Source organism: Methylocystis sp. (assembly GCF_050246715.1).
Taxonomy (GTDB): domain Bacteria; phylum Pseudomonadota; class Alphaproteobacteria; order Rhizobiales; family Beijerinckiaceae; genus Methylocystis.
Genome location: NZ_JBFWVN010000017.1, coordinates 33,713 through 54,234, shown reverse-complemented (window position 1 = coordinate 54,234; position 20,522 = coordinate 33,713). Strand labels below are relative to the sequence as shown.

At 59.1% G+C, this 20,522-nt stretch carries 22 protein-coding genes and 1 pseudogene; 19 read left to right on the top strand and 4 right to left on the bottom strand.

Translation table 11 applies throughout. From position 1 onward, the window contains the following. Positions 1 to 161 precede the first annotated feature (161 nt). Positions 162 to 1,196, top strand: coding sequence for a DNA adenine methylase (locus tag AB7I51_RS08030; protein ID WP_428403803.1), 1,035 nt, complete (start codon positions 162 to 164; stop codon positions 1,194 to 1,196). 487 nt (positions 1,197 to 1,683) lie between these two features. Here the strand turns inward: AB7I51_RS08030 and AB7I51_RS08025 are convergent. Continuing rightward, positions 1,684 to 2,141: pseudogene (locus AB7I51_RS08025) on the bottom strand (transposase); the annotation flags it as partial. Positions 2,142 to 2,753: 612 nt separating this feature from the next. On the opposite strand from AB7I51_RS08025, the gene AB7I51_RS08020 reads away from it, so the two are divergent. The 17 genes from AB7I51_RS08020 to AB7I51_RS07940 all read left to right on the top strand — a co-directional run bounded on the left by AB7I51_RS08020 (position 2,754) and on the right by AB7I51_RS07940 (position 17,378). Continuing rightward, positions 2,754 to 4,160 (top strand): sigma-54-dependent transcriptional regulator, encoded by a 1,407-nt coding sequence (locus AB7I51_RS08020; RefSeq protein WP_428406175.1) that lies wholly within the window; start codon positions 2,754 to 2,756, stop codon positions 4,158 to 4,160. After that, positions 4,147 to 4,989: a GvpL/GvpF family gas vesicle protein gene (locus tag AB7I51_RS08015; RefSeq protein ID WP_428403801.1), complete on the top strand. Its 843-nt coding sequence runs from the start codon at positions 4,147 to 4,149 to the stop codon at positions 4,987 to 4,989. The genes AB7I51_RS08020 and AB7I51_RS08015 overlap by 14 nt, the downstream gene beginning before the upstream one ends. 59 nt (positions 4,990 to 5,048) lie before the next feature. Further along, positions 5,049 to 6,530, top strand: a complete 1,482-nt coding sequence (locus AB7I51_RS08010; protein WP_428403800.1) for an ATP-binding protein — start codon at positions 5,049 to 5,051, stop codon at positions 6,528 to 6,530. A gap of 18 nt (positions 6,531 to 6,548) precedes the next feature. Then, complete coding sequence (locus tag AB7I51_RS08005) at positions 6,549 to 6,947, top strand: response regulator (RefSeq protein WP_428403799.1); 399 nt, start codon at positions 6,549 to 6,551, stop codon at positions 6,945 to 6,947. Between the two features lie 212 nt (positions 6,948 to 7,159). Further along, positions 7,160 to 7,378 (top strand): gas vesicle structural protein GvpA, encoded by a 219-nt coding sequence (gene gvpA / locus AB7I51_RS08000; RefSeq protein WP_428403798.1) that lies wholly within the window; start codon positions 7,160 to 7,162, stop codon positions 7,376 to 7,378. Between the two features lie 248 nt (positions 7,379 to 7,626). Further along, positions 7,627 to 8,001, top strand: coding sequence for a hypothetical protein (locus tag AB7I51_RS07995; RefSeq protein ID WP_428403797.1), 375 nt, complete (start codon positions 7,627 to 7,629; stop codon positions 7,999 to 8,001). Positions 8,002 to 8,075: 74 nt separating this feature from the next. Further along, on the top strand, positions 8,076 to 9,149 hold the full coding sequence (gene gvpN / locus AB7I51_RS07990; protein WP_428403796.1) for a gas vesicle protein GvpN: 1,074 nt from the start codon (positions 8,076 to 8,078) through the stop codon (positions 9,147 to 9,149). Between the two features lie 699 nt (positions 9,150 to 9,848). Continuing rightward, positions 9,849 to 9,980 (top strand): hypothetical protein, encoded by a 132-nt coding sequence (locus tag AB7I51_RS07985; protein ID WP_428403795.1) that lies wholly within the window; start codon positions 9,849 to 9,851, stop codon positions 9,978 to 9,980. A gap of 140 nt (positions 9,981 to 10,120) precedes the next feature. Next, the gene (locus tag AB7I51_RS07980; protein WP_428403794.1) at positions 10,121 to 10,858 is read left to right on the top strand and encodes a GvpL/GvpF family gas vesicle protein; all 738 of its coding nucleotides are present in this window, start codon (positions 10,121 to 10,123) and stop codon (positions 10,856 to 10,858) included. A gap of 210 nt (positions 10,859 to 11,068) precedes the next feature. Continuing rightward, complete coding sequence (locus tag AB7I51_RS07975) at positions 11,069 to 11,296, top strand: gas vesicle protein GvpG (RefSeq protein ID WP_428403793.1); 228 nt, start codon at positions 11,069 to 11,071, stop codon at positions 11,294 to 11,296. Further along, positions 11,283 to 11,894, top strand: coding sequence for a gas vesicle protein GvpJ (gvpJ, locus tag AB7I51_RS07970; protein ID WP_428403792.1), 612 nt, complete (start codon positions 11,283 to 11,285; stop codon positions 11,892 to 11,894). The genes AB7I51_RS07975 and gvpJ overlap by 14 nt, the downstream gene beginning before the upstream one ends. An 11-nt stretch (positions 11,895 to 11,905) precedes the next feature. Next, positions 11,906 to 12,253: a gas vesicle protein gene (locus AB7I51_RS07965; protein WP_428403791.1), complete on the top strand. Its 348-nt coding sequence runs from the start codon at positions 11,906 to 11,908 to the stop codon at positions 12,251 to 12,253. Next, complete coding sequence (locus AB7I51_RS07960) at positions 12,246 to 12,776, top strand: Hsp20/alpha crystallin family protein (protein WP_428403790.1); 531 nt, start codon at positions 12,246 to 12,248, stop codon at positions 12,774 to 12,776. Before AB7I51_RS07965 ends, AB7I51_RS07960 begins: the two co-directional genes overlap by 8 nt. Positions 12,777 to 12,807: 31 nt before the next feature. Beyond that, positions 12,808 to 13,404 carry a hypothetical protein gene (locus tag AB7I51_RS07955; RefSeq protein ID WP_428403789.1) on the top strand — a complete coding sequence of 199 codons (597 nt, stop codon included), beginning with the start codon at positions 12,808 to 12,810 and terminating at the stop codon, positions 13,402 to 13,404. Between the two features lie 21 nt (positions 13,405 to 13,425). Then, a complete protein-coding gene (locus AB7I51_RS07950; RefSeq protein WP_428403788.1) occupies positions 13,426 to 15,621 on the top strand; it encodes a CDC48 family AAA ATPase in 2,196 nt (731 codons plus the stop codon). 336 nt (positions 15,622 to 15,957) lie between these two features. Then, positions 15,958 to 16,905 (top strand): hypothetical protein, encoded by a 948-nt coding sequence (locus AB7I51_RS07945; RefSeq protein WP_428403787.1) that lies wholly within the window; start codon positions 15,958 to 15,960, stop codon positions 16,903 to 16,905. A 113-nt stretch (positions 16,906 to 17,018) separates the two neighbouring features. Beyond that, a complete protein-coding gene (locus AB7I51_RS07940; RefSeq protein ID WP_428403786.1) occupies positions 17,019 to 17,378 on the top strand; it encodes a Rieske (2Fe-2S) protein in 360 nt (119 codons plus the stop codon). Between the two features lie 55 nt (positions 17,379 to 17,433). On the opposite strand, the gene AB7I51_RS07935 is transcribed toward AB7I51_RS07940, so the two are convergent. Then, positions 17,434 to 18,216, bottom strand: a complete 783-nt coding sequence (locus tag AB7I51_RS07935) for a hypothetical protein (RefSeq protein WP_428403785.1) — start codon at positions 18,214 to 18,216, stop codon at positions 17,434 to 17,436. 57 nt (positions 18,217 to 18,273) lie between these two features. Beyond that, positions 18,274 to 18,474, bottom strand: a complete 201-nt coding sequence (locus tag AB7I51_RS07930; protein WP_428403784.1) for a DUF2905 domain-containing protein — start codon at positions 18,472 to 18,474, stop codon at positions 18,274 to 18,276. A gap of 576 nt (positions 18,475 to 19,050) precedes the next feature. Here AB7I51_RS07930 and AB7I51_RS07925 point away from each other — a divergent pair. After that, on the top strand, positions 19,051 to 19,734 hold the full coding sequence (locus AB7I51_RS07925; RefSeq protein WP_428403783.1) for an alpha/beta hydrolase: 684 nt from the start codon (positions 19,051 to 19,053) through the stop codon (positions 19,732 to 19,734). A gap of 27 nt (positions 19,735 to 19,761) precedes the next feature. Here AB7I51_RS07925 and AB7I51_RS07920 read toward each other — a convergent pair whose 3' ends face one another. Further along, positions 19,762 to 20,517 carry a class I SAM-dependent methyltransferase gene (locus AB7I51_RS07920; protein WP_428403782.1) on the bottom strand — a complete coding sequence of 252 codons (756 nt, stop codon included), beginning with the start codon at positions 20,515 to 20,517 and terminating at the stop codon, positions 19,762 to 19,764. Positions 20,518 to 20,522 lie beyond the last annotated feature (5 nt).

Here is a 20,522-nt window from a genome sequence, read left to right as displayed (position 1 = left end):
AGAATGACGACGCGCCATCGGTCGGCCCCTCCGATTCAGCCGACCGCCTATGAATCACGCAAAACCAATCTTGGGAATCTGGAGGGTTATGTGAGGATCAATACCTCAATTGATGACAGGCCCTAGTGCGGGACTGAACTTTTTCACAACGGCGACGATCAATGGCGAGGAGGGCGTCGTCCCTTGCAAGCCCGTCGCAACAGCGCGTTTTTGAAATCGGCCGCCAGTGGAAAAGATCTGGCGGATTGAGACTGTGCGCAACCGCTTTTCGAAAAGATCTGGCCGTGAGCAACCGGACAAAAGCACCGCGCCGTTTGGTGTATTTTACGCCTCTTCGGTACCCCGGCGGCAAAGGAAAGCTCGCCGCCTACGTCAAGGAAATTATTCGCGCAAACAGGCTGTTCGACGGCAAGTACGTCGAACCTTATGCTGGAGGCGCGGCTATTGCGCTTGAGCTGCTCCTGCAAGAGTATGTGGCCTCAGTCCACATCAATGACCTGAGCCAACCAGTCTATTCATTTTGGAAGGCGGTTCTGAACGAAACGGAAGAACTTTGTCGTCTTGTCAAGAACACTCAGCTCACGGTGGCCTCATGGGATCGTCAAAAGAGGATATTCGCGAATCCCCACGAGCACAGCTATATCGAACTTGGCTTCGCAGCGTTCTTCCTGAATCGTACGAATCGCTCTGGAATCCTGAACGGAGGTATGATCGGCGGTCGCGATCAAAGCGGCCGGTGGAAAATCGACGCGCGCTATAACGCCGACGAATTGATTTTCCGAATTCAATCCATCGCGGAGATGCGCCGGCGCATTAAGCTCACACGAAGCGACGCCCTTGCGCTTTTGCGATTCGGCTTGCCCCGTTGGGACAGTAAGACTCTAATTTATCTTGACCCTCCCTACTTTAAGCAAGGCCGAGAGTTATATTACGACTTCTATCGGCCGAAGGATCACGCGGACCTTGCGACGTTTGTTCGCGACAATATGGATGATAGGGCCTGGATTGTGTCTTACGACGATGTCGATCCCATCTCCGACCTCTATTCCGGCCTTAGACATGTCGTTTACAACGTCCGCTACACCGCGCAGGAGAATCGTGTCGGCAAGGAAGTGATGTTCTTTTCTCCAAAGCTGGAGATCCCCGGCCTCGTTGGCCCCATCAAACAAGTTCGCAGTGTAACGGAGGCCGCTTAGCTATGCCCACAAAACGTCCGAAGCTAGATGCTGCAACAGAAGAGATCGCGAGGCGGCTACTCTCGACGCCGCCCAAACGTCATGGAGATATGAAGGCCGCGCGGCCGGCCCGAAATAAGCAACGCGCTCCCAATGACTGCGCCTCTTCCTCCAAACCGCGAACCGCCTAAGGAACTGGTTAGTCATAATTTTCTCCGGCTCATCGGCCGATAGGCGTGATGCTTCCTCGCGGGCCATTGACGATGAGCGTCGCGTCTTCTCCATCGTCCATGCGGAGCGCGCCCAACTGCGTGCGCTGGGCTCGTCGGCAATAGGAGCCGGCCCGCTCGCCTTCGTGCTCACAGGCGGCAAGGTCGCCGATTGCATTGCCGGCGCAGAGATTCCGGCTGCTGTTTGAAAGACTTCAGGCGCATCGCAATTTGTTGCGATCCATTCGCGCCGAATTCCTCGCCGTTATAGGCGTCGCAGAAACCGTCAACTACTGGCTACGAGTCCCGACGTAGGTTTCACCGGCTTCCACGGACTTGTTGCGGTCGCCCTCTCCCCGCAGGGGGGGAGCGTGTCGGAAGGCGCCATGGCTTCGCGGATGCGATGGTAAAGAAACCATGTAGACTTATAAGTCACCCCAAGCGCCCGCTGCAGCTGAAGCGCGCTCATGCTTCTATCGCTGGCGGCCATCAAATGCATGGCCAGCAGCCATTTCGACAAGGGAATTTTGCTGCGCTCCATCACCGTTCCAACCGTAACGGTGAATTGACCATTGCATGCCGCGCAATAATACAAGCCAGGACGATGCGCGCTACCCTTCCCTTTGACTATGCGCTCGCGATCCAAATTGCCGCAATGGGGACAAATGGGACCGTCGGGCCAGCGAATGCGTTCGAGAATTTCGCGAGCGGCCTTGTCATCGTGAAAAGCAGGGTTTTGAAGGGCGCGGCTGGACATCACAATCGTTAAGGGCCTGCCTCCGTTGTAAAGTATATAACCGCCGAAAGAATAGACGCCAGCCGTTGCGTCATTAACGACATGGACCCGGGGGGTGGAGAGTCAACCTGACAAGCCTGTCGCCCTAGCTCTATTGTCCTTGTTTTCCAGGGCGCGCCCCAATCTTCGAGGTCGCCAAGAACGCCAGTTTCGAACGCCATAACGAATTTGCATCTAGCATTGTGTCATTCTCTAGCCATTTTTCTGGCTTGGCCGGAGCAGTTCGGGTCCGTAAGCTGGGGCTGCCTGCGATCGGAGACGGGAAGAAACTCGAAGGGCGGATGCTCGCCAGCCGCGCAATGAGAAGTATCCGAATGCGATAGCGGTGCAACGGGGAAGCCTTACACAGCAATGGCGGCAGCGGCGAAGCGCTTTGCTGTATCGGTTGTTACGGGAAATTCTGCACTTTCACAAAACAGTCGTGAAAACGAAAGAAGATCGTGTCGCTGTATATAGTGTAGCTAGAGAAAAATATCACGGTGTCGGGTATTTCGCCGGAATATTCAGGCCATTACAAGTGGATGGCTTGAGTTTTCGTCAGAAGCGGTCCGCCTATACAGGGATTTTGCCACCATGTTTGCGCAAAATAGAAGCTTAGTCTTGCTCGTAGACGACGATCAGGACATGCTCTGGGCGATGCGAAATATTTTGGTGGGAGCGGGATTTGACATAGCAGAAGCGCAAGCTGGAGAGCCAGGCCTTGAATTAGCCGCGCGCCAGACGCCGGATGCAGTCGTGTTGGATATGCGCATGTCCGGCATCGGCGGCGAGGAGGTTCTTCACCGTCTTTTAAAACGCGACAGAGATCTGCCGGTCGTCATCGCCACTGCCTATGGCGACATCGCGGGCGCGATTAGCGCCATTAAGGGCGGGGCCTTTGAATACGTCACCAAGCCTTTCTGCAATGAGCGTTTGGTGGATGCGGTAAGGCGGGCGGTTTCGCGGCGGCGATCGCTCCGCGCTGCTCCTGCTGCGAATTTGCGCGCCGCCGTCACCGCAGTCATGGGGAAAAGCGCTGCTATTCAGAAGCTCGTCGACGAGATTGAAGCTGTCGTCTTCTCGGGATATTCGGTCGTCATCCAGGGTGAGACAGGCAGCGGCAAAGAAGTTGTGGCGCGTAGCATGCATCAGCATGGCCAACGTGCAGCGAAACCTTTTGTCGTTGTCGATTGCGGCGCCATCGCCGAATCCCTCGTTAGCAGCGAATTCTTTGGACATGAAAAGGGAGCGTTCACTGGCGCTGTCGGACGACAGCGTGGTTGGTTCGAGGCGGCGGCCAATCAAGGAACAATTTTCCTCGATGAGATCGGCAATCTGGTTCCGAGCGGGCAAACCGCGCTTTTGCGAACGCTCGAGGAGCGCGTAATTCATCGCGTCGGCAGCAGGGAACCAATCAAAATCGATGTGCGCGTCCTCGCCGCCACCAACGATGATCTCAAGTGGCGCGCCAAGTCAGGCGGCTTTCGCGAGGATCTATATTTCCGTTTAGCCGAATACGTGATCACGGTTCCCCCGTTGCGCTCGCGGCCAGAAGACATCGCCTTTCTGGCTGGGCGCTTTCTTGCTCAGGCGCGCGAGTGCTTGGGCCGGCCGCCATTGGACATTGCTCCAGATGCGCTCGATGTGCTGCGCGAATATCGTTGGCCCGGCAACGTAAGGGAATTGCGCAACGTCATACGACGCGTGGCTCTCGTTTCATCGGACATAATCACCGCCGCGCAAGTCGTAGATGGCATCGGCGGCGATATGACGCCGGCGAAGGAACCTGAACGGTTTGATCGCGCCGCGACCTCCTTACGCGACCAGATTCGCCGCCAAGTTGACGCCGTCGAGCGGGACGCGGTTTTCGACGCGCTCGATCGGGCAAAAGGCAACAAGGCCGAGGCGGCGCGCTTGCTTGGCGTCGACTACAAGACATACCGCATGAAATTGAAGAAACTCGAAGGGGGAGCGCGAATTTCCGCCGATGAACAAGTTTAGTTCCCTTCCGCCGCGCGCTGGCAAAGATTCCACTTCGCCGACATCCATGGACGAGGAGGCCATCAGTCTTTTCGCTTTCGTCGACCCCGCAGAAATCGCCAAGCAGCAATTGACCGATCATGCCAAGGAGCAGCATTTGGCGTTGCACTGCGTTGGATCGATCGCTGCGATTGTTGGCGCTGTCCCGCTCGCTGATTTTTGCGGCCTCGAAGCCGAACGCAATTTGGGCGACGTCGCTTGGCTTACGCCACGCGTGCGACGCCACGCCGAGCTTTTGGAATGGGCGATGCAGTCATCGCCTGTATTTCCGGTTCCCTTCGGCACGCTTTATACGAGCCTCGACAGCTTGACGGCGTTCATGAAGGCGCATGAGTCGACAATCGTGGGATTCCTTCAGGCCGCAACTAACAAACAAGAATGGGAACTGCGCGCAGCGGTCCGGTTGGATAGCCCCGAGATTTTGGATCAATTGGCGCGCAAGGCCTGGCCAGAATGGGGAGAGCTTCCGAAAGGCTCGCGGTACATGCGGCTTTGCCGGGATAAAAGGCCGCTGTTGGATTTTGGTTGCGCCGAAGCGGCGGTTATCGCCGATAACTTGGTCGGCAAACTCGAGCCGCTGACGTCGGGCGTTCGCAAACGTCACGCGGCAGGAACCGAATTCGTCGCTCGTTACGCTCTTCTTGTCGTAAAGACCAACGTCGCCGCTCTTCGCCAGAGCTTGAATGAGGCGGCCGGCGGCCAAGGGGCCGAGTTTGTCACCTTTTCCTTGTCGGGGCCTTTGCCGCCATTCAGTTTTCGCCCTGACCTCAACAAGCCTCCAGGTTCTTGAAATAGGGGAAGGTAATTGTTGATTTCCCATGCTCTCCACACGCGTGTGAACGATCCAAAATGGCGGCAATGTTTCTCAACACGCTCGATTACGAGAGTTTTTTTTATGCCGTCATGGGTACGATCCCTTCGTCGATATTGATCGTCGACGAGGGTCTGGTCGTGCTCACGGTCAACCGCAATTTCCTGGAAAAGTCCCGCGGGACTTTGAAGTTGACAGTTGGTCGACGGCTGCACGAAATTTTTCCGGCCGCATTCCAGGACACTGCGCTCGACCAGCAAGTCCGCGAAGTCATTACTTCGGGTCTGACGCTCCGTCGACGCCGCTTGACCTATCGCGCCCCGGGCGTCTCTCTGCGAACGTATTCCTACAGCGTCTGTCCCTTGCAACTGCATGGGGGATCCCGTGGCGCTATCCTCGTTATGGATGATGTGACGGATCTGCTACAGCTTGGGAAGGAAGTGCGCCGAATGCAGCTGCATCTCGCAAGCATCGTCGAAAGCGCGGGAGACCTCATCATTTCCACTGATCCGGGCGGCGCGATTATGACCTGGAATACGGCCGCCGAAAAATCCACTGGCTATACCGAATTTGAGGTTTGCGGCTCCAAGCTTGCGGATCATATTGAAGAGCCTCAAAAGCACGAGGTCGAGTCCTGCTTTCAAGGAATTACCGAGATCGATGATCGCGGTTCGGTTGAATGGCTGATGCGATGCAAAAACGGAGAAGCGATACCCGTCTCCTGGCGTTTGTCGCGGATGACCGATCATACTGGCGAGGTCATTGGCGTTGTTGTTGTTGGACGAAGCCTCGTCGAGCAGCGCGCCATGGAAGCTCAGATCCGACAAGGTGAAAAGCTCGCCGCGCTTGGCATGGTTATCGGCGGAATCGCGCATGAGATGCGCAATCCTCTCGGCGTAAGTTCGGCGGCCGCCCAGCTGATGAGGGACAGAATAACGTCGCCAGCTCTGCTCGAAGAGTGCATCGGGAAGGTTATCGGCGGCATTGATCGCGCCTCTTTGGTTGTTGAGAGTTTGCTGCGCTTCGCGCGCCCGCAGCCCATCACCGAAACAACCATGGTCAACGTCGTAAGCATGCTGAAGAACGCGCTTATGTTTGCTGCTGGCGAGGCTCCTCCCGGCACGCGCTATGGGTGGCGCCTGCCGTCCGAGACGGACGGCATATTTGCCGAGGGAGTTCAGAACCTTCTCGAACTCGTCTTTATCAACCTTATGCTCAACGCCTTCCAGGCAATGCCGAACGGCGGGGTCCTGACGATCGCCGTGCAACGTCACGGCGGGGAAGTTGTAATTGAACTTGGCGACACGGGACCAGGCATTCCCGAGGCTCACCTCACAAAAATTTTCGATCCATTTTTTACGACGCGTTATGACAGCCGGCGATCTGGACTCGGTCTTTGGGTGTCGCATTCAATTGTTCGGCAGCACGGCGGCGCCATCACCGTTCGCACCACTTTGGGCGTTGGAACAACTTTCATCGTACGAATTCCTGCTGCGAGGGACTCGGAGCAGGTTTCGTGAGTTTGGAGGCTTTCCGAATTGACCGAGTTTCAGAATCGCAGGCTGCCGGACATGGCCCTTGTCGTCGATGACGATCAGGACATGTGCTGGGTTCTTGAGACCGCCCTAGCCTGCGTCGGCTGCGCCGCAACGACAGTCAGCACCGCCCAAGACGCTCTCAATCTGATTGCCATCCGTCTTTTTCCGATAGCATTTGTCGATGCCCGTTTGCCCGATATGGACGGCCTGGGTTTAAGCGCAGAATTGCGCGACGCGCAGCCGGGCATGCGGATAATCATGATTTCGGGATATTTTCTGTCGGACGACAAAGAAATTTCGGACGCTATGCGCGCGTCCAAGATCGATGGATTTCTCGCCAAGCCTTTTCAAATCGAGTCGGTATTTGCGGCGGCGGCAAACGGTAAATGCCGCCCTTGAACCCGGGCGGACGCGCCCGTCTCCGATGGTCCGCTTACACCCGGCCGCCGCGCTTGGTTTCGTAAGTTCATGAAATTTAATAGAGAGATCCGCCCTTGCCACGAGACGCGCAACTGGCGCCGGCGTTGCAATTCTTATTTCGACCGAAGGGGCGTTCAGCCTGCTTCGGTATCTCCGCGAATTGGTCATAGCCATTATTCAGGAGGAACTTCATGGCACGCGTTCAAAAGTCTACCGACTCCTCGAGCCTTGGCGAGGTCGTCGATCGGATCCTCGACAAGGGAATCGTGATCGATGCATGGGTCAAAGTTTCGCTCGTCGGAATCGAACTCATCACCGTCGAAGCTCGCGTTGTGGTGGCCTCTGTCGAGACCTACTTGAAATACGCTGAAGCCGTCGGCCTTACGGCGTCTGCGGCCGCGCCTGCTTAAGTCAGTCCGTACTCGCCGGGTGAACGAATTCACGATGATTCGCTCACTCGGCGCTCGGCTTCGAAGGGAGATTGATCATGGCGAAAGTATCAGAAGGCATTGCGCGTGTGGCGTCGGGAATCGCAACGAGCCGGCGGCAGCGGGGAGAGCTCGCGACGCAGATCAAAAGCGCGACGAAATATCGCCGCAAGGAAATCCACTCGCTTCTTCAGAACTTGAAGGCGACTCGGGAAAGAACGGGCCGAGACATGATGGCCCAGCTGAGAAAGGCGACGATGACTCGGCGCAGCGAGGTTCGCTCGGTGCTGAACGGCTTAAGGTCGGCGCGCGGCAGGGAGAACCGCGCATACCATGACAAGGCCGAAGCATTCATGCGCGACCTGACAAATGGCGTTGCGGTCCTTCGCGCCAAATTCGCAAAGGACGACCGCGATCGCGCCGCCAATCTGCGCCAAATGTTCGCCGAACAAGCACAAGACCGGAGTGAGGCGGCAAACATCTGGCGCGGAAAAGTTAACCCACGCCATCCTAGCGGCGGAGCGAGCCGCAATAGCTCGGCATCGCCAGTTCGCGCCGCGCCGCCTGGCGAATCCAAGCATGAAGCCGCATCGTCGAAGTCGTAAGAGGCTTCTGGCCGCAATCCCCTTGGAGCGGTTGGGCGTCATGGATCGAGCGAGCGTTAAGGAAAGGGTTTGAAATGAGTGCTGTCGCATTTGCTGGTCGCGGACAATCTGCGGGCGATTTCTCGCACGGGGGCGGCTCGATCGCGCTCGGACCGAGCGACGCCTTTGTGAGCTCGCCGGCCGTTCAGGAAATTGCGGAACGGGCTCTGGCGTATCTTGAGGCCGGATATGCCATCCATTTCTCGGGGCCCCCAGGTACGGGGAAAACGACGCTGGCTTTTCACGTCGCCGCTCAACTGGGGAGCCCTACCATTCTCATCCACGGGGATCATGAGTTTGGCAGTTCCGACCTGATTGGCCGAGAGAGCGGTTACCGAAGGTCGCGAGTGGTCGATAATTACATCTCATCCGTCGTAAAGCTTGAGGAAGAAGGCCGCGCGCTCTGGATGGATAACCGCATAACCACCGCCTGCCGGCTTGGGCATTCCATCATTTATGACGAATTCAATCGAAGCAAGCCCGAGGCTAACAACCCATTTCTGAGCATCTTGTCTGAGGGCGTCCTGAATGTTCCCAGGCTGCACGGCCGCGGCGAGGGGTACATCAGAGTGCATCCAAACTTCCGCGCCATCTTTACCTCCAACCCAGCGGAATACGCAGGCGTCTATCGCGCCCAGGATGCGTTGCTCGATCGCATGATCACTCTTTATCTCGGCCATTACGACCGCGATACGGAGATCGCCATCGCGGCCAGCAAAGCGGGCATCGAACATGAACGCGCCGCCCGCGTGGTCGATTTCGTCAGGCTGTGCCGCCAAAAGGGCCCTGATCCGCATTACCCAACCTTGCGAGCCTCGATCGCGATTGCGCGCGTGCTGGCCGCGCGCGGCGGTGAAGCAAGTCTCCGCAATCCGGTTTTCCAGTGGGCCTGCAAGGACATCCTCGGCCGGGCGTCGCAAAGCGGTGCGAAGGAAGCAGAGTTATCATCTACGGCATCGACGATCTATTGCGCCGCTTCGAGTTCGGCGAACTTGAAGAAAGGGTGCAGACGCAGCCTGATCTGCGTTGTGGGAAATCAGCCGTCTCTCCAATTTGAAACAGGCGCTCAGCATGGCCACCCATCGACGACCTACCCGGGGTTTGAGTGATTTGCGGACTTTGACCGGACGCTCGGATAAGCGCATTCCCGCGCACAAGGCTTATCTGCGCATTAGCTTTCTCGAGCTTGAACGGGCTCGGCACTTGATGGAGATGCGCGCCGCTTGCGATCGCACCGACATCATGCGGGCGAGATTTCGCGAAATCGACGCTGAAATCGCGGATATTTTAGCGAAGCTGAGCGGCGCGGCGCCGCGGGCGCGGCCAGTCGAAGCGCCGCGTATGTCGCCTGTGGCGCATCGACAAACAAAAGAGCATTTTCGTATCGCCTACTGAAGCGCGGTTCGCGGTTCAGGCGGAAATCTAGGACGCCAAAGCGGCTGCGGAAACGAAATCGTCGCTTCGATTGGCTACAGTAATTTCTGTTCGCAATTGTGCCCGAAGGCGTGCAGCAGCCGATTCGCGAAAATGTGGGAGTAGAAATGTCGCCGAAGACCCAACAGGAAAGATCCGGTCAGCAGAGCCGGAGCGCGACGCCCAGTGACGCGCCGCCGCCAAAGAGGGAGCCTGCGCCATCCACGCCGGCTGTAAGCAAGCCAACCACGCCGGCGGTAAGCAAATTGTCGGCGGCTCGAGCCGCCGTGCGGGAGTTTCTCACTGCGGAACTTGGAGCGCACGAGGTTCGAATAACGAAGATTGCGCCTCTGGTTCATGGGAAGGGAGGATGGAGCGCGGAGGCGGAGATTCTCGTGCCGGACCTCGAGGTCAAGATGCTTGGCTTGCCGCTGACGCAGGAGATCTTCGAACGTGAGCGCTACAACATCGAACTCGACGTGGATTTCGCCGTGCATTCGTATGGGCCTGTCGAAGAAGAAGACTGAGCATTGCCCACCAGAGCGAAGAGTAATCGCACGTCCCTGTCTGTTACTTGTTCCGTAACCTGACTGAACCCTCAGATTGGCGGTTCGAGGGGTGGTCGCCTGGGGCGGTGAGACGCAGCGTCAGCGCGGGAGTTCCTTTCATGGGTCTTTATGTTTATGCAGTGGCGAGTTCCGATGCAGGCGAAGCGCCGCCGCTGCAAGGGATTCTCGATCGGCCCACTTTTCGGATTGACGCTGGTCCGGTAAGCGCATTCGTGAGCGAATGTCCGTTGAAGACGCTATGGGCCGAGCGCAAGCATCTCGCTGCGGCGCATCGTGTGCTGTCCACGCTCTCCGCGAAATTTGATCTTCTCCCGATGGCGTTTGGCACGATCACAAAATCGGAGAGCGACCTTCGACAATTTCTGGAAGGACGGCGCGATCTGTTGACCGAGCAGTTGCAACGCGTGTCCGGCGCAGTAGAAATGGCTGTGCGACTAAGCTTCGAGACAGACGATCCGCTCGCCTATCTGGTCGCCCGAACGCCTGAGCTGCAAGATGCCCGGAACCGCACGTTCTCCGGCCGCCGTCCCCCGTCTCATGAAGCGAAGATTCGACTCGGTCAGCTGGTGGACGAAACGCTTCGACGTTATCGCGAAACGCATGCCGCGCGGGTAATGTCGATGCTCGACGCTTCCTGCATCGAACTCATCTCCCTCCCTGTGAGAGGCGAGCGCGAAATCGCGAATATCGCGGCGCTGGTATTGCGGGCGAGCGTCGACGATTTTGAGGCGGCAGTGCACGCCTCGGCGAGGCAGCTCGACGAAGATGTCGCCTTTAACATTGGCGGTCCGTGGCCGCCGCACAATTTCGTACAGTTGGAGCCGCGCAAAGAGTAGGTCGGAGCATGCGTTGTTCCGTCTCGGAGAACAAAGCCATGTTCATCATCGACGATGTCGTGAAAATCGTGGCGAAAGGCGTCGCCGTTATCATCGACAAGATACTCGCTGTCAGATCATCCAGCAACGTGCGAAGGGCGCATATGGATAAGCCAACACGGACCCCTTCACCTCGAAGAGGACGAGACCATGTTTCTCATTGATGATCTATTGGCTGCGCCCGCGCGCGGTTTGCTGTTTGTGCTGCAAAAGATCGACGAGGTAGTGCAGCAGGAGATCGAGGCGGAGGAGCGCGCCATCATGACCGATCTGTCGGCGCTTCACCGCGCCCTCGAGGTCGGCGCAATCACGGAAGCGGAATTCGACCTGCGCGAGAAAAAACTGCTGACTCGGCTCGAGAGCTTGCGCGGGAAGGGAAAAGACGATGCCGGCGTCTGAGGTTCCGACAGCCGACAGGCCGCAGTTTATTCACGACCAATTGTCATTGGCTGACGCGCTCGATCGAATCTTGCACCGCGGCGTGACGGCGCAGGGCAACTTTACCATCGGGCTCGCGGATGTCGACCTGTTGTTCCTCGACGTGCGGCTGCTGTTGGGAGCAATCGACACAATCTGGCCAGAGGGCGCGCCCACGACGCCGCTTATTCGACCTCCCACGCCTTCGCAGTCTCCGGCGTCATCTCCATTTGCGGCGACGCCGAGCGCGCCACAAGAGCCGCGCGCGTCAGATTTGATTCGCATGGAGACGGAGGCGCGGCCGTCGTTAGCGTTGGACCATAATCCTCGCGGGTCCGGCTCGTCGACGGCGCAGGGCCTCATTCGGCTCGTGCTCACCCTCGTGAAGCTTCTTCACGACGTGCTCGAACGTCAGGCCGTGCGTCGGATGGAAGCCGGGCGCCTAACTGACGCTCAGATCGAGAATCTTGGAACGGCGCTTTTTGCACAAGCGGAAGAAATATCGCGCCTGCAGCTCCATTTCGGATTCTCGGACAAAGACATCTCATTAGAGCTTGGCGTCCCCGAAGGGGCGCTTTGAAAGGCGCCGTCATGCCCGCAATACAACAGCCTGTCACACATTCCATTCAGAGCACCAACCTCGCCGATCTGCTCGAACGCATTCTGGATAAAGGGGTGGTGGTCGCGGGCGACATATCGATCAAGCTCGTCGAAGTCGAGCTATTGACCATCCAATTGCGGCTCGTGGTCTGTTCCGTCGACAAGGCGCGCGAACTTGGTCTTGATTGGTGGAACCACGCCGGTGGCCGGCAGAGTCTGCCCATACCGGAGAGCGATCCCAAGCTTGGCGCGATGGAGCAGCGACTGGAGCGGCTTGAGGAAGCGCTCGGAGCTGTCGTGGCGGCGCCGAGGAAACGAAGGAGCGCGGCACATGACTAAGAGGGACTGGAGCGACAAAGAGAAAGAAGATGTCACGGGCGCCGCAGGATTGGCCAAGATCGCGCGAGGGCTTTCGGAACTGTTCAACACGCTGGCCGATTTCGACAAGCTTCCGCGCCGCGGCCGTCACGAAAAGGACGGCAGAGTGATGGAATATTCATTCGGCGTCCGCCCGCTTCGGGAAGCGGCCGGCGAGGAAGAAGAGGCCGCCGAAGAAGAGGCTCCGCGGCCCGAGGCGTCGCATCGACGCGCCGCGAAGCGAACGTCGATCGAGGTGCTCGAACCGGTCACGGATATGTTCGACGAGCCGAGCGAACTCGTCTTTCTTTTTGAACTGCCAGGTGTGGAACGTGAGGATATCCGCTGTATTCTCGACGGCGATATCCTTCTTCTCGAAGCAAAGACCGGCGACAGGCTTTATCGCAAGGAGATGCTCGTCGAAGAGAAGCTCGCTCCCGGCGCGCCTCAACTGAATTTGCGAAATGGCGTTCTTGAGGCGCGGCTAAGTAAGCAGCCCCGATGAACGGGCAGTTGGGAAAGGAGCGCGGCGCGACATGGCGCGATTGATTTATGTGCCAGTCCTTCATAGCACCGCGGAAATGGGCTCCGCTGCGTCTGCATACAAAGCGGCCTTCATCGCCCGTTACGGTGAAGCCCGGTGGGCATCGCGTACGGCCGAATTTGACGCCATTTGGGGCGCGGTCGCTGATGCGATTCAGGCGTTGGAGCTTAATTTCACCCACGTCAAATTGTATCAGGATAGCTTGCCTGTTTGTGGTCGCGAGAGCGAACTCGTTAGCAGCCTCGCGGCCGTGGGCAGCCAAAATCATCAGCTCCTGGAAAGCCTTATGCATCGCGGCGCTACTCTTGTTGGAACGGAGTCGCCGACGCTGCTTCTTGACGAATACAAGCTTATGCAATCGCAAGACCGGACTGATGCTAAAGCCGCCGCGCTTCTGGAGGCGCGCGATCGATTCATCGCCAAACAGATCGACTCGACGCTCGGCGATGGCGACGTGGGAATCCTGTTTATGGGCGCCCTGCACAAGGTCGCGCAATTTCTGCCCGAACGCATCAAAGCCGAATACCTCACGATCCAAACGAATAGCTCGCGATCGAAAACTGACGCCGGGGGCGTCGAGTGCAAATAAGAACTGTGGGCGCTGAGACCTATGGTTGAGGGAACAAAAGAAAACGATGAAGACTTGCGCCTCACCGTGATCGAGGCAAGGCGCGACGACGTGGGACGCGGCATCGCCCGGCTCGACCCAGAAACTTTGCGGGAGATCGGCGCGGGTCCCGGTGATGTGCTGGAAATCCAAGGCCGCGCGAAGACCGTCGCCAAGGCCATGCCGACGTTCAAGGAGCATAGGGGACAGCAGGTCATCCAGCTGGATGGCGTGGCCCGCACGAACGCGGGCGTGGCGCTTGGCCGCATGGCTGTACTTCGAAAGGTCGCTCACGCTGTCGCCCGTCGTGTGGTGGTGTCCCCATTGGGTGCCGGCGCGCTGCATAAGGATGAAATCGAGCACATGGCGCGCCGTCTCGATGGATTGGCCGTGAGAACCGGCGACCGCGTGCGAATAGCCTTGTTTGGAGGAAACCATCGGGATTTCCATGTGGGGCAGACGGAGCCAGACGGTCCCGTCATCATTCATCCCGATACGCTGCTCTCGCTTGAGCGCTCTCGCGCGGTTTCGTCTAATCAGCCGGCGCCGTCCGGGGCCGAGGACATCGTCACCTATGACGATCTTGGCGGAATGGAGCGTGAAGTCGCGAGAATTCGCGAAATGGTTGAGCTTCCGCTCACCCATCCAGAGATATTCGAGCGCCTTGGCATTACGCCGCCAAAAGGGGTTCTATTACACGGGCTTCCTGGCTGCGGTAAGACGCTTCTCGGGCGCGCAGTCGCGCATGAATCGCATGCCGCGTTTATCTATGTCAGCGGACCGGAGATCATTCAGAAGTTTTATGGCGAGAGCGAAGCCCGGCTGCGCAAAATTTTCGAGGATGCGCAGCGCAATGCGCCTTGCATCATCTTCTTTGATGAGATCGACTCGCTTGCGCCCAAGCGCGAGCGCGTTGAAGGCGAGGTGGAGAAACGCGTCGTCGCGCAGCTTCTCGCTCTCATGGACGGGCTGAAAAGTCGGGGCGATGTGATCGTTATGGCGGCGACAAACCGTCCAGACAGTCTTGATCCCGCCTTGCGCCGCCCAGGTCGATTCGATCGCGAGATCGCCATTGGCGTTCCTAATGAACATGCCCGCCGCGAAATTCTCGAAATTTACGCGCGCGGCATGCCGCTCGCGAGCGATGTTGATCTGTCCGCGCTGGCGGCGACGACGCATGGATTCACCGGAGCCGACCTGAGCGCGCTTTGCCGCGAAGCGGCGATGGCGGCGCTGCGCCGCCAGCTTCCCGAGCTGTCGCCTGAATCCGGGCCCATTCCTTTTGACGCCCTGATGGCTCTTGAGGTCAACATGGACGATTTCAAAGAGGCGCTAAGCGAGGTGGCGCCTTCGGCGCTGCGCGAGGTTGCGATTGAATCGCCCAACGTGCGCTGGGAAGACGTGGGCGGGCTCGAGCCGATCAAGGAGGCGTTGACCGAGGCCATCGTCTGGCCGCTGGCGCAGCCGCGTCTTTTCGAAGAGATGGGGCTGCAGCCGCCGCGCGGCATCCTCCTTTACGGCCCCCCTGGCAATGGCAAGACGCTTATTGCGAAGGCCTTGGCGTCTCAAAGCAACTTGAATTTCATTTCGGTCAAGGGGCCCGAACTTCTATCGAAATACGTTGGCGAATCTGAACATGGCGTGCGTGAGCTCTTTGCGCGGGCGCGCCATGCCGCGCCCTGTATCGTTTTCCTGGATGAGGTCGACGCCTTGGCTCCGAAACGCGGTTTCGACGGCCGCTCGCCAGTGACGGATCGCGTGGTCAGCCAGCTGCTCACCGAACTTGATGGCGTCGAAACGCTAAGGGACGTATGGGTTATCGCTGCAACGAACCGTCTAGACATGATCGACGAGGCCCTTCTCCGCCCCGGCCGGCTCGACTTTCACCTCGAAGTGACGCGACCAGACCGTAATGCGCGCGCCGCAATTTTGGCGGTGCATCTGCGTGGGAAACCCGTCGATGAAAGAGTCGATCGAGAGGCGCTCGCTGATTTAACGGAAGGCTTGTCAGCGGCGGAAGTGCGCTTCGTTTGCGATCGCGCCGCGACGAACGCAATCCGCCGTGTCCTTCCCGAGCCGGGCGCTGTCGCAAGCGACATCGGTCCGGTGCGCATCGAGCAGCGGGATTTCGACGAGGCGCTCGCCGCGCAAATTGGGGCGTCGAAAAACGCGGCCCCGTCTCACGCGGCGTTGTTTTAAATCCGTAGGGCCGCAAGCCTGCGCCGGTTCGACTCCGGCCGCCCGCGCCGCTTGTCGCGTAACGCAGTTTGCGTCTGGCGGCCATTTTCTTGGCCAACGCAGACCGGTTGCGCCTTGGCGCGCTGCGGCAGGCGATTTGCGCGCTTTTTTCGCGACAAGATTTCAGCGCAGGCGCGCCCCGCCGATTTTCATATTGCGCGCCGTGATGCATTCAGCGCCGGTGGATAGACAAGCGCCGCCGAAAGCCATTACCTTAAGCTTGACAGAGCTGCTCTTATCGTCGGGAGTCGATTTCAGCGCTTCCGAATTTTCAATTTTGATGAAGGAAGAGATGAAATGAAAAAGGACGTATCCCTGTTTTCACGATCGCTGCATCGGCTGGCCGCGGTCTTGGGGACGATGATCTGCTTTATGCCCTTCGGCTACGCGCAGAATTTCAACGCCCCAGTGAAGTTCGTCAACACGGTCGGCCAGCCCATATATGTCGGAATCTATGGCCCGACCGGCGCGAGTCTTCTGGCGGGAGCGACGTTCTCAGGCGGTTGTACAGTTGGCGGAAATGGGAGTTACTTAGTCGTTCCCAAAGACACGCTAGCTTGTCGGGGCTCGTTGAGCTGGCCTGCTGCGCAAAACAAAATTTGTGCTGACGTCGCGCCTGTGACCGGTTGCACGCCTGCTTCCCTACGGCCGATGACGATTATTGAAGTATCCGGCACAAGCACTGGCCTGGGCTACGATATTAGCGTGATCCCGAGGCGCGTGGACGCGAATGGCGTCGCCTGCAACGACGCTCAATGGCTCCCAAACTGTCCTTACTACGACAACTCAAACACACAGCCCGTAAGCGGCGTCACCTATAATGTGGCCCAGTTGAATCCCAATCAGGTGATTCCTGCGAACCAAAAGAATTTGATTTCATCGCCTCCTGGCTACTGCGCGAGCCAAGGCCCAGCGAACTACAATTTTGGAGTTAAAATCGCCTGCAGTGCGGGCCATGCCGCCTTCATCTGCGCAGGAACTCCCACATTGGGGAATGCAAAATATCCAAGCAATTGTGGTTACAGCACACTGGCGCCCACTCTCAATAACTGCAAAGGCAATCTGGGGACCGGCTGCTATCAGGCGTTTTTCAGCCCCATGAGCAACGGCGGCGCTAATCCGACAAAAACACAAACTGGCGGAGGGTTGTATTACTGTGGCTATCCCTCCGGCACGATTCAGCCATACGATCAGTGCGCGAGCCTTAGCGATCTGCTTACAATAATCTTCGCTTCGCCGAAATGAGGCGTGGGCGACCGCTGGATCTCAAATTTCAGCGCGAACGCGCCATCGCAGGGTTGTCCTTGGTCCGCAACTTGCTACCGCCGGTCAGGGGCTAATTTTGTGAAGGCGACGTGATGGCGTTCACGACAATCTGTAACACCGGCGCGGTGAGCGAAGGGGGCATGGGCCTCTTTCACGCCGGCAAAAAGAGCGTGCTGCTGGTCTGGCCGACGGGCGGCGAGCTCAAGGCCTATCGCGGGCGTTGTCCGCATGCCGACATGCCGTTGAGCGACGCCACTTTCAATGGGCAGACCGTCACCTGTCCGCACCATCAATGGGGGTTCGACAGCGCGAGCGGCAAATGCGTGACGCATCTCGTCCGCAATGCGCTCCACCCCTATGAAATACGCGTCGAGGGCGACGAGATACAGGTCGATGTCGGAGTGATCAAGCCGGCGCGCGCCGGCGCAAGCGCGCCGAGCAACCAGAGTTAAGTATCGAGCGCTCCTGCTCACGTCGACGCGCCACCCTTGAGTGCGCGCGGCGGCATCAGCCGTCCATGCTCTTCAGCACCGTTTCGATCGGCTCCGAACCGACCGTCAGTCCGCCGTTGAATGGATTGTCGAGCGCGGCGATGAGAAACACCACCGAGCCCATAAACAGCCCCACAGCGCTGCTGAGGATCAGATGGACGTGGATCTCCATGTCGAAGAGCCACATCAGGCCGATCAATATTGCGCCGCCGAGACAAACCACCCACCACAGCTCATTGGGAATGCCGTTCTCGCCCGCGGCGATGATATAGCGGCGATGTTCGACCAGCGTGTTCAATCGCGTGAACGTCTCCGTCTGAATCATCTCTTCGCTCTTGAGCTTCGGCTGAAAATTCATGATCAGCGCGAACAGCGCGTCCAAGCCCGGCGACGCCGAATGAGGATTCTGGACCACGTCGGGCGGCGGGTGGACGGCGTCGATCGCCTCATGCGCATAGGCGCGCAGCTTATCCTGCAGCTCGTCGCGAATCGGCGGCGGAAGCCCGCCGAAATCCTTATGCAACGTCGCGATCGCCGACGCCTCCTTGGAAACGATGTCCTGGACGGCGGAGAAATCCTGATACGCCTCGACCGCCAGCAAGCCCAGCAAAATGCCGTAGAGCGCGGCGAACGCCGCCAGCGTCAGTCCGATCATTTCATTGGCGTTGCGACGCCCATGTATCCATGAGTGGATGAGCCGCTGAAAAAGGAAAACGCCCAACCAGGTGAGAGCCAGGGCGCTCAGGCAAAACAGCGCTGCCATTTGCGCGACGGACAGATGCTTGAACAATTCCGGCAACGGCGCCTCCCTTTTTTGGCGGCATTAGGGGGCGGCTGCGTCAAATTGTCAAAGGCGTTAACGGCTGAACAGCCATAAAAGCAGACTGATGACGACGCTCAACACGAGCGACGTCGCGAGCGGAAAGTAGAATCGGAAATTGCCTCGTTCGACGACAATGTCGCCTGGCAGACGTCCAAGGCCAAATCGCTCGCCGACCGTCCACAAAACGCCGAGGCCGATCAGGACGAGCCCCGCGACGATGAGAAACCTGCCCATGGCGTACCTCTTTTCGGTTTCGACGCCGGCGTTCTAGACATTGGCGTCTCACGCTTTTTTAGCAATATCGCTGGCCGCGCCGCCGGCCGGCGGGCATGACGGCTTCTGGTGACATATTGTCGCGAAGCCGTCATTCTCAGAGCGATCCGCTTGACCGGCCGGCCTGTCGAACGCTAGCTGCCGGCGAAGGGTTCGATCAAATCCACTCGGTTCCGCCTGCGGTGAACCGACGCAATCGAACCAGCGGCGCATGGCGCGCCTCTTGCGGGAGTCTGTTGGAGACGCAGGCGGCGCGACGCTTCGCAAGCAACCGTCTCATTCGAATGTCGCTTCTGATGCGAACGCCGGCGCGCAGCGGTTGCGTGCGACTATGAGGTTTTTTGATGAGGCCTGATCACATTTATCTCGCCATGACCATGGTCAAGCACAGCACGCTTGCCGCCGCTTGCATCTACGCATTCAAGATCGTCTCGTTTTTCGTCAAAACGCTCTAATTTCGCGCGCCGTTGCGTCGGCGCCGCCCTTCGCGCATAAACCGTCCAACGCATTTGCGGTGCGACGGAAGGGCGCAGGTTCATGGCGGCTATTGATGGTCCGAGAGTACAGGCGCGTTCCGGCAAGCCCAAACAGCTTGTCGTTTTTCTTCATGGCTATGGCGCCGACGGCGCCGATCTCATCGAGATCGGCCGTCAATGGCGCGGCTTCCTCCCCGACGCCGACTTCGTCGCGCCGCATGCGCCGGAGCGATGCGCCGCGTCGCCGACCGGCCGGCAATGGTTTCCGCTCACCATGCGCGACCCAGAAGAGCGCTGGCGCGGCTGCGTGGCGGCGCGCCCGACGCTCGACGCTTTTCTCGACGCCGAACTCGCCAAGCGCGGATTTGACGATCGAGCGTTGGCGCTGGTCGGATTCAGCCAGGGCACGATGATGGCGCTGCATACCGGCCTGCGCCGCAAGCGCGCGCCGCGCGCGATTCTTGGCTATTCGGGCGTCTATGTGCTCGGGCCGTCGTTGGCCGGCGAAGAGTTGGCGGCCCACGAGAATCCGCCGGCGGTGCTCCTTGCTCATGGCGAAGAAGACGAAATGATCCCCGTCGAGGCGCTGCTCATGTCCGCCAATGCGCTGGCGGATTCGGGCGTGCCGACGCAGTGGCATCTTTCGGCGCGGCTCGGCCATGGCATCGACGAAACCGGACTGATCCACGGCGCGCTGTTTTTGGCCCAGTCGTTCGGCGTCGCGGTGGAATACCGCCGGCGGTGACGCTCAGCCCCGTCCGCCCTTCGGCGCTTATATCCCCTCAAGCCCGGCTTCCGCGCCGGCCGGCTCCATCGCCGGTTCGAGTTCGACCGGAAGCCGGCGCACGGCGCGGCGCGTAATTGGGCGGTAGAGCTGCTTCGTCGCCTCGACAATATGCACGCCGCCGCCCGGCAGAGAGAAGCGGCCGGCGATGCGCTCGAAGGCCGGCGCCGAGCGCAGCAGCGACGCGCGCTGGAACGGCGGCACGTAGAGCGCTTCGTCCCAGTAGAGCGGCAGGAATTGCGCCTCCTGCAGCAATTGCTGCAACTGGCCGCGCGAATAGGGATGTCCCTGTCCGAAGGGCGTGGTGTCGACCCGCGCCCAAAGTCCGGTGCGGCTCGGCGCGACGATCAGCACCCGGCCGCCTGCCGCTAGAATGCGCCAGACTTCTTCGAGCAGATCATGCGGATGCTCGTCGGTCTCGAGCGCATGCACGATCAGGATGCGATCGATGCTCGCGTCGGGCAGAGGGGTCATCGAGGGCTCGACCAGCGCCGTAGCGGAGCGCCCGTCGAGCGGCCAGTGAACGACGCCTTGCGTCGCCGGCATGAAGGCGAGCACGCGCTGCGCCTTCTCGCGAAACCCGTCTAGATAGGGCGTGGCGTAGCCAATGCCGAGCACGCGCAGACCGGCATGGTCCTGCCAGCGCGCGCGCACCAGCCGCGACACCAGGCGGCGCGCCACCCCTCCCAGCGCCGTGTCGTAAAAGGCGCGTAAATCGACGACGTCGAGCATGGCGACGATCATCGGCG

Bases quoted from the DNA above. Each gene is read 5' to 3' on its own strand.
- AB7I51_RS07980 (WP_428403794.1), top strand. From the start codon at position 10,121: ATGGGTCTTTATGTTTATGCAGTGGCGAGTTCCGATGCAGGCGAAGCG.
- AB7I51_RS07965 (WP_428403791.1), top strand. From the start codon at position 11,906: ATGCCCGCAATACAACAGCCTGTCACACATTCCATTCAGAGCACCAAC.
- AB7I51_RS08015 (WP_428403801.1), top strand. From the start codon at position 4,147: ATGAACAAGTTTAGTTCCCTTCCGCCGCGCGCTGGCAAAGATTCCACT.
- AB7I51_RS07945 (WP_428403787.1), top strand. From the start codon at position 15,958: ATGAAAAAGGACGTATCCCTGTTTTCACGATCGCTGCATCGGCTGGCC.
- AB7I51_RS07930 (WP_428403784.1), bottom strand. From the start codon at position 18,474: ATGGGCAGGTTTCTCATCGTCGCGGGGCTCGTCCTGATCGGCCTCGGC.
- AB7I51_RS07940 (WP_428403786.1), top strand. From the start codon at position 17,019: ATGGCGTTCACGACAATCTGTAACACCGGCGCGGTGAGCGAAGGGGGC.
- AB7I51_RS07955 (WP_428403789.1), top strand. From the start codon at position 12,808: ATGGCGCGATTGATTTATGTGCCAGTCCTTCATAGCACCGCGGAAATG.
- gvpJ (WP_428403792.1), top strand. From the start codon at position 11,283: ATGCCGGCGTCTGAGGTTCCGACAGCCGACAGGCCGCAGTTTATTCAC.
- AB7I51_RS07950 (WP_428403788.1), top strand. From the start codon at position 13,426: ATGGTTGAGGGAACAAAAGAAAACGATGAAGACTTGCGCCTCACCGTG.
- AB7I51_RS07920 (WP_428403782.1), bottom strand. From the start codon at position 20,517: ATGATCGTCGCCATGCTCGACGTCGTCGATTTACGCGCCTTTTACGAC.
- AB7I51_RS08020 (WP_428406175.1), top strand. From the start codon at position 2,754: ATGTTTGCGCAAAATAGAAGCTTAGTCTTGCTCGTAGACGACGATCAG.
- AB7I51_RS08030 (WP_428403803.1), top strand. From the start codon at position 162: ATGGCGAGGAGGGCGTCGTCCCTTGCAAGCCCGTCGCAACAGCGCGTT.
- AB7I51_RS07995 (WP_428403797.1), top strand. From the start codon at position 7,627: ATGATGGCCCAGCTGAGAAAGGCGACGATGACTCGGCGCAGCGAGGTT.
- gvpN (WP_428403796.1), top strand. From the start codon at position 8,076: ATGAGTGCTGTCGCATTTGCTGGTCGCGGACAATCTGCGGGCGATTTC.
- AB7I51_RS07960 (WP_428403790.1), top strand. From the start codon at position 12,246: ATGACTAAGAGGGACTGGAGCGACAAAGAGAAAGAAGATGTCACGGGC.
- AB7I51_RS07925 (WP_428403783.1), top strand. From the start codon at position 19,051: ATGGCGGCTATTGATGGTCCGAGAGTACAGGCGCGTTCCGGCAAGCCC.
- gvpA (WP_428403798.1), top strand. From the start codon at position 7,160: ATGGCACGCGTTCAAAAGTCTACCGACTCCTCGAGCCTTGGCGAGGTC.
- AB7I51_RS08010 (WP_428403800.1), top strand. From the start codon at position 5,049: ATGGCGGCAATGTTTCTCAACACGCTCGATTACGAGAGTTTTTTTTAT.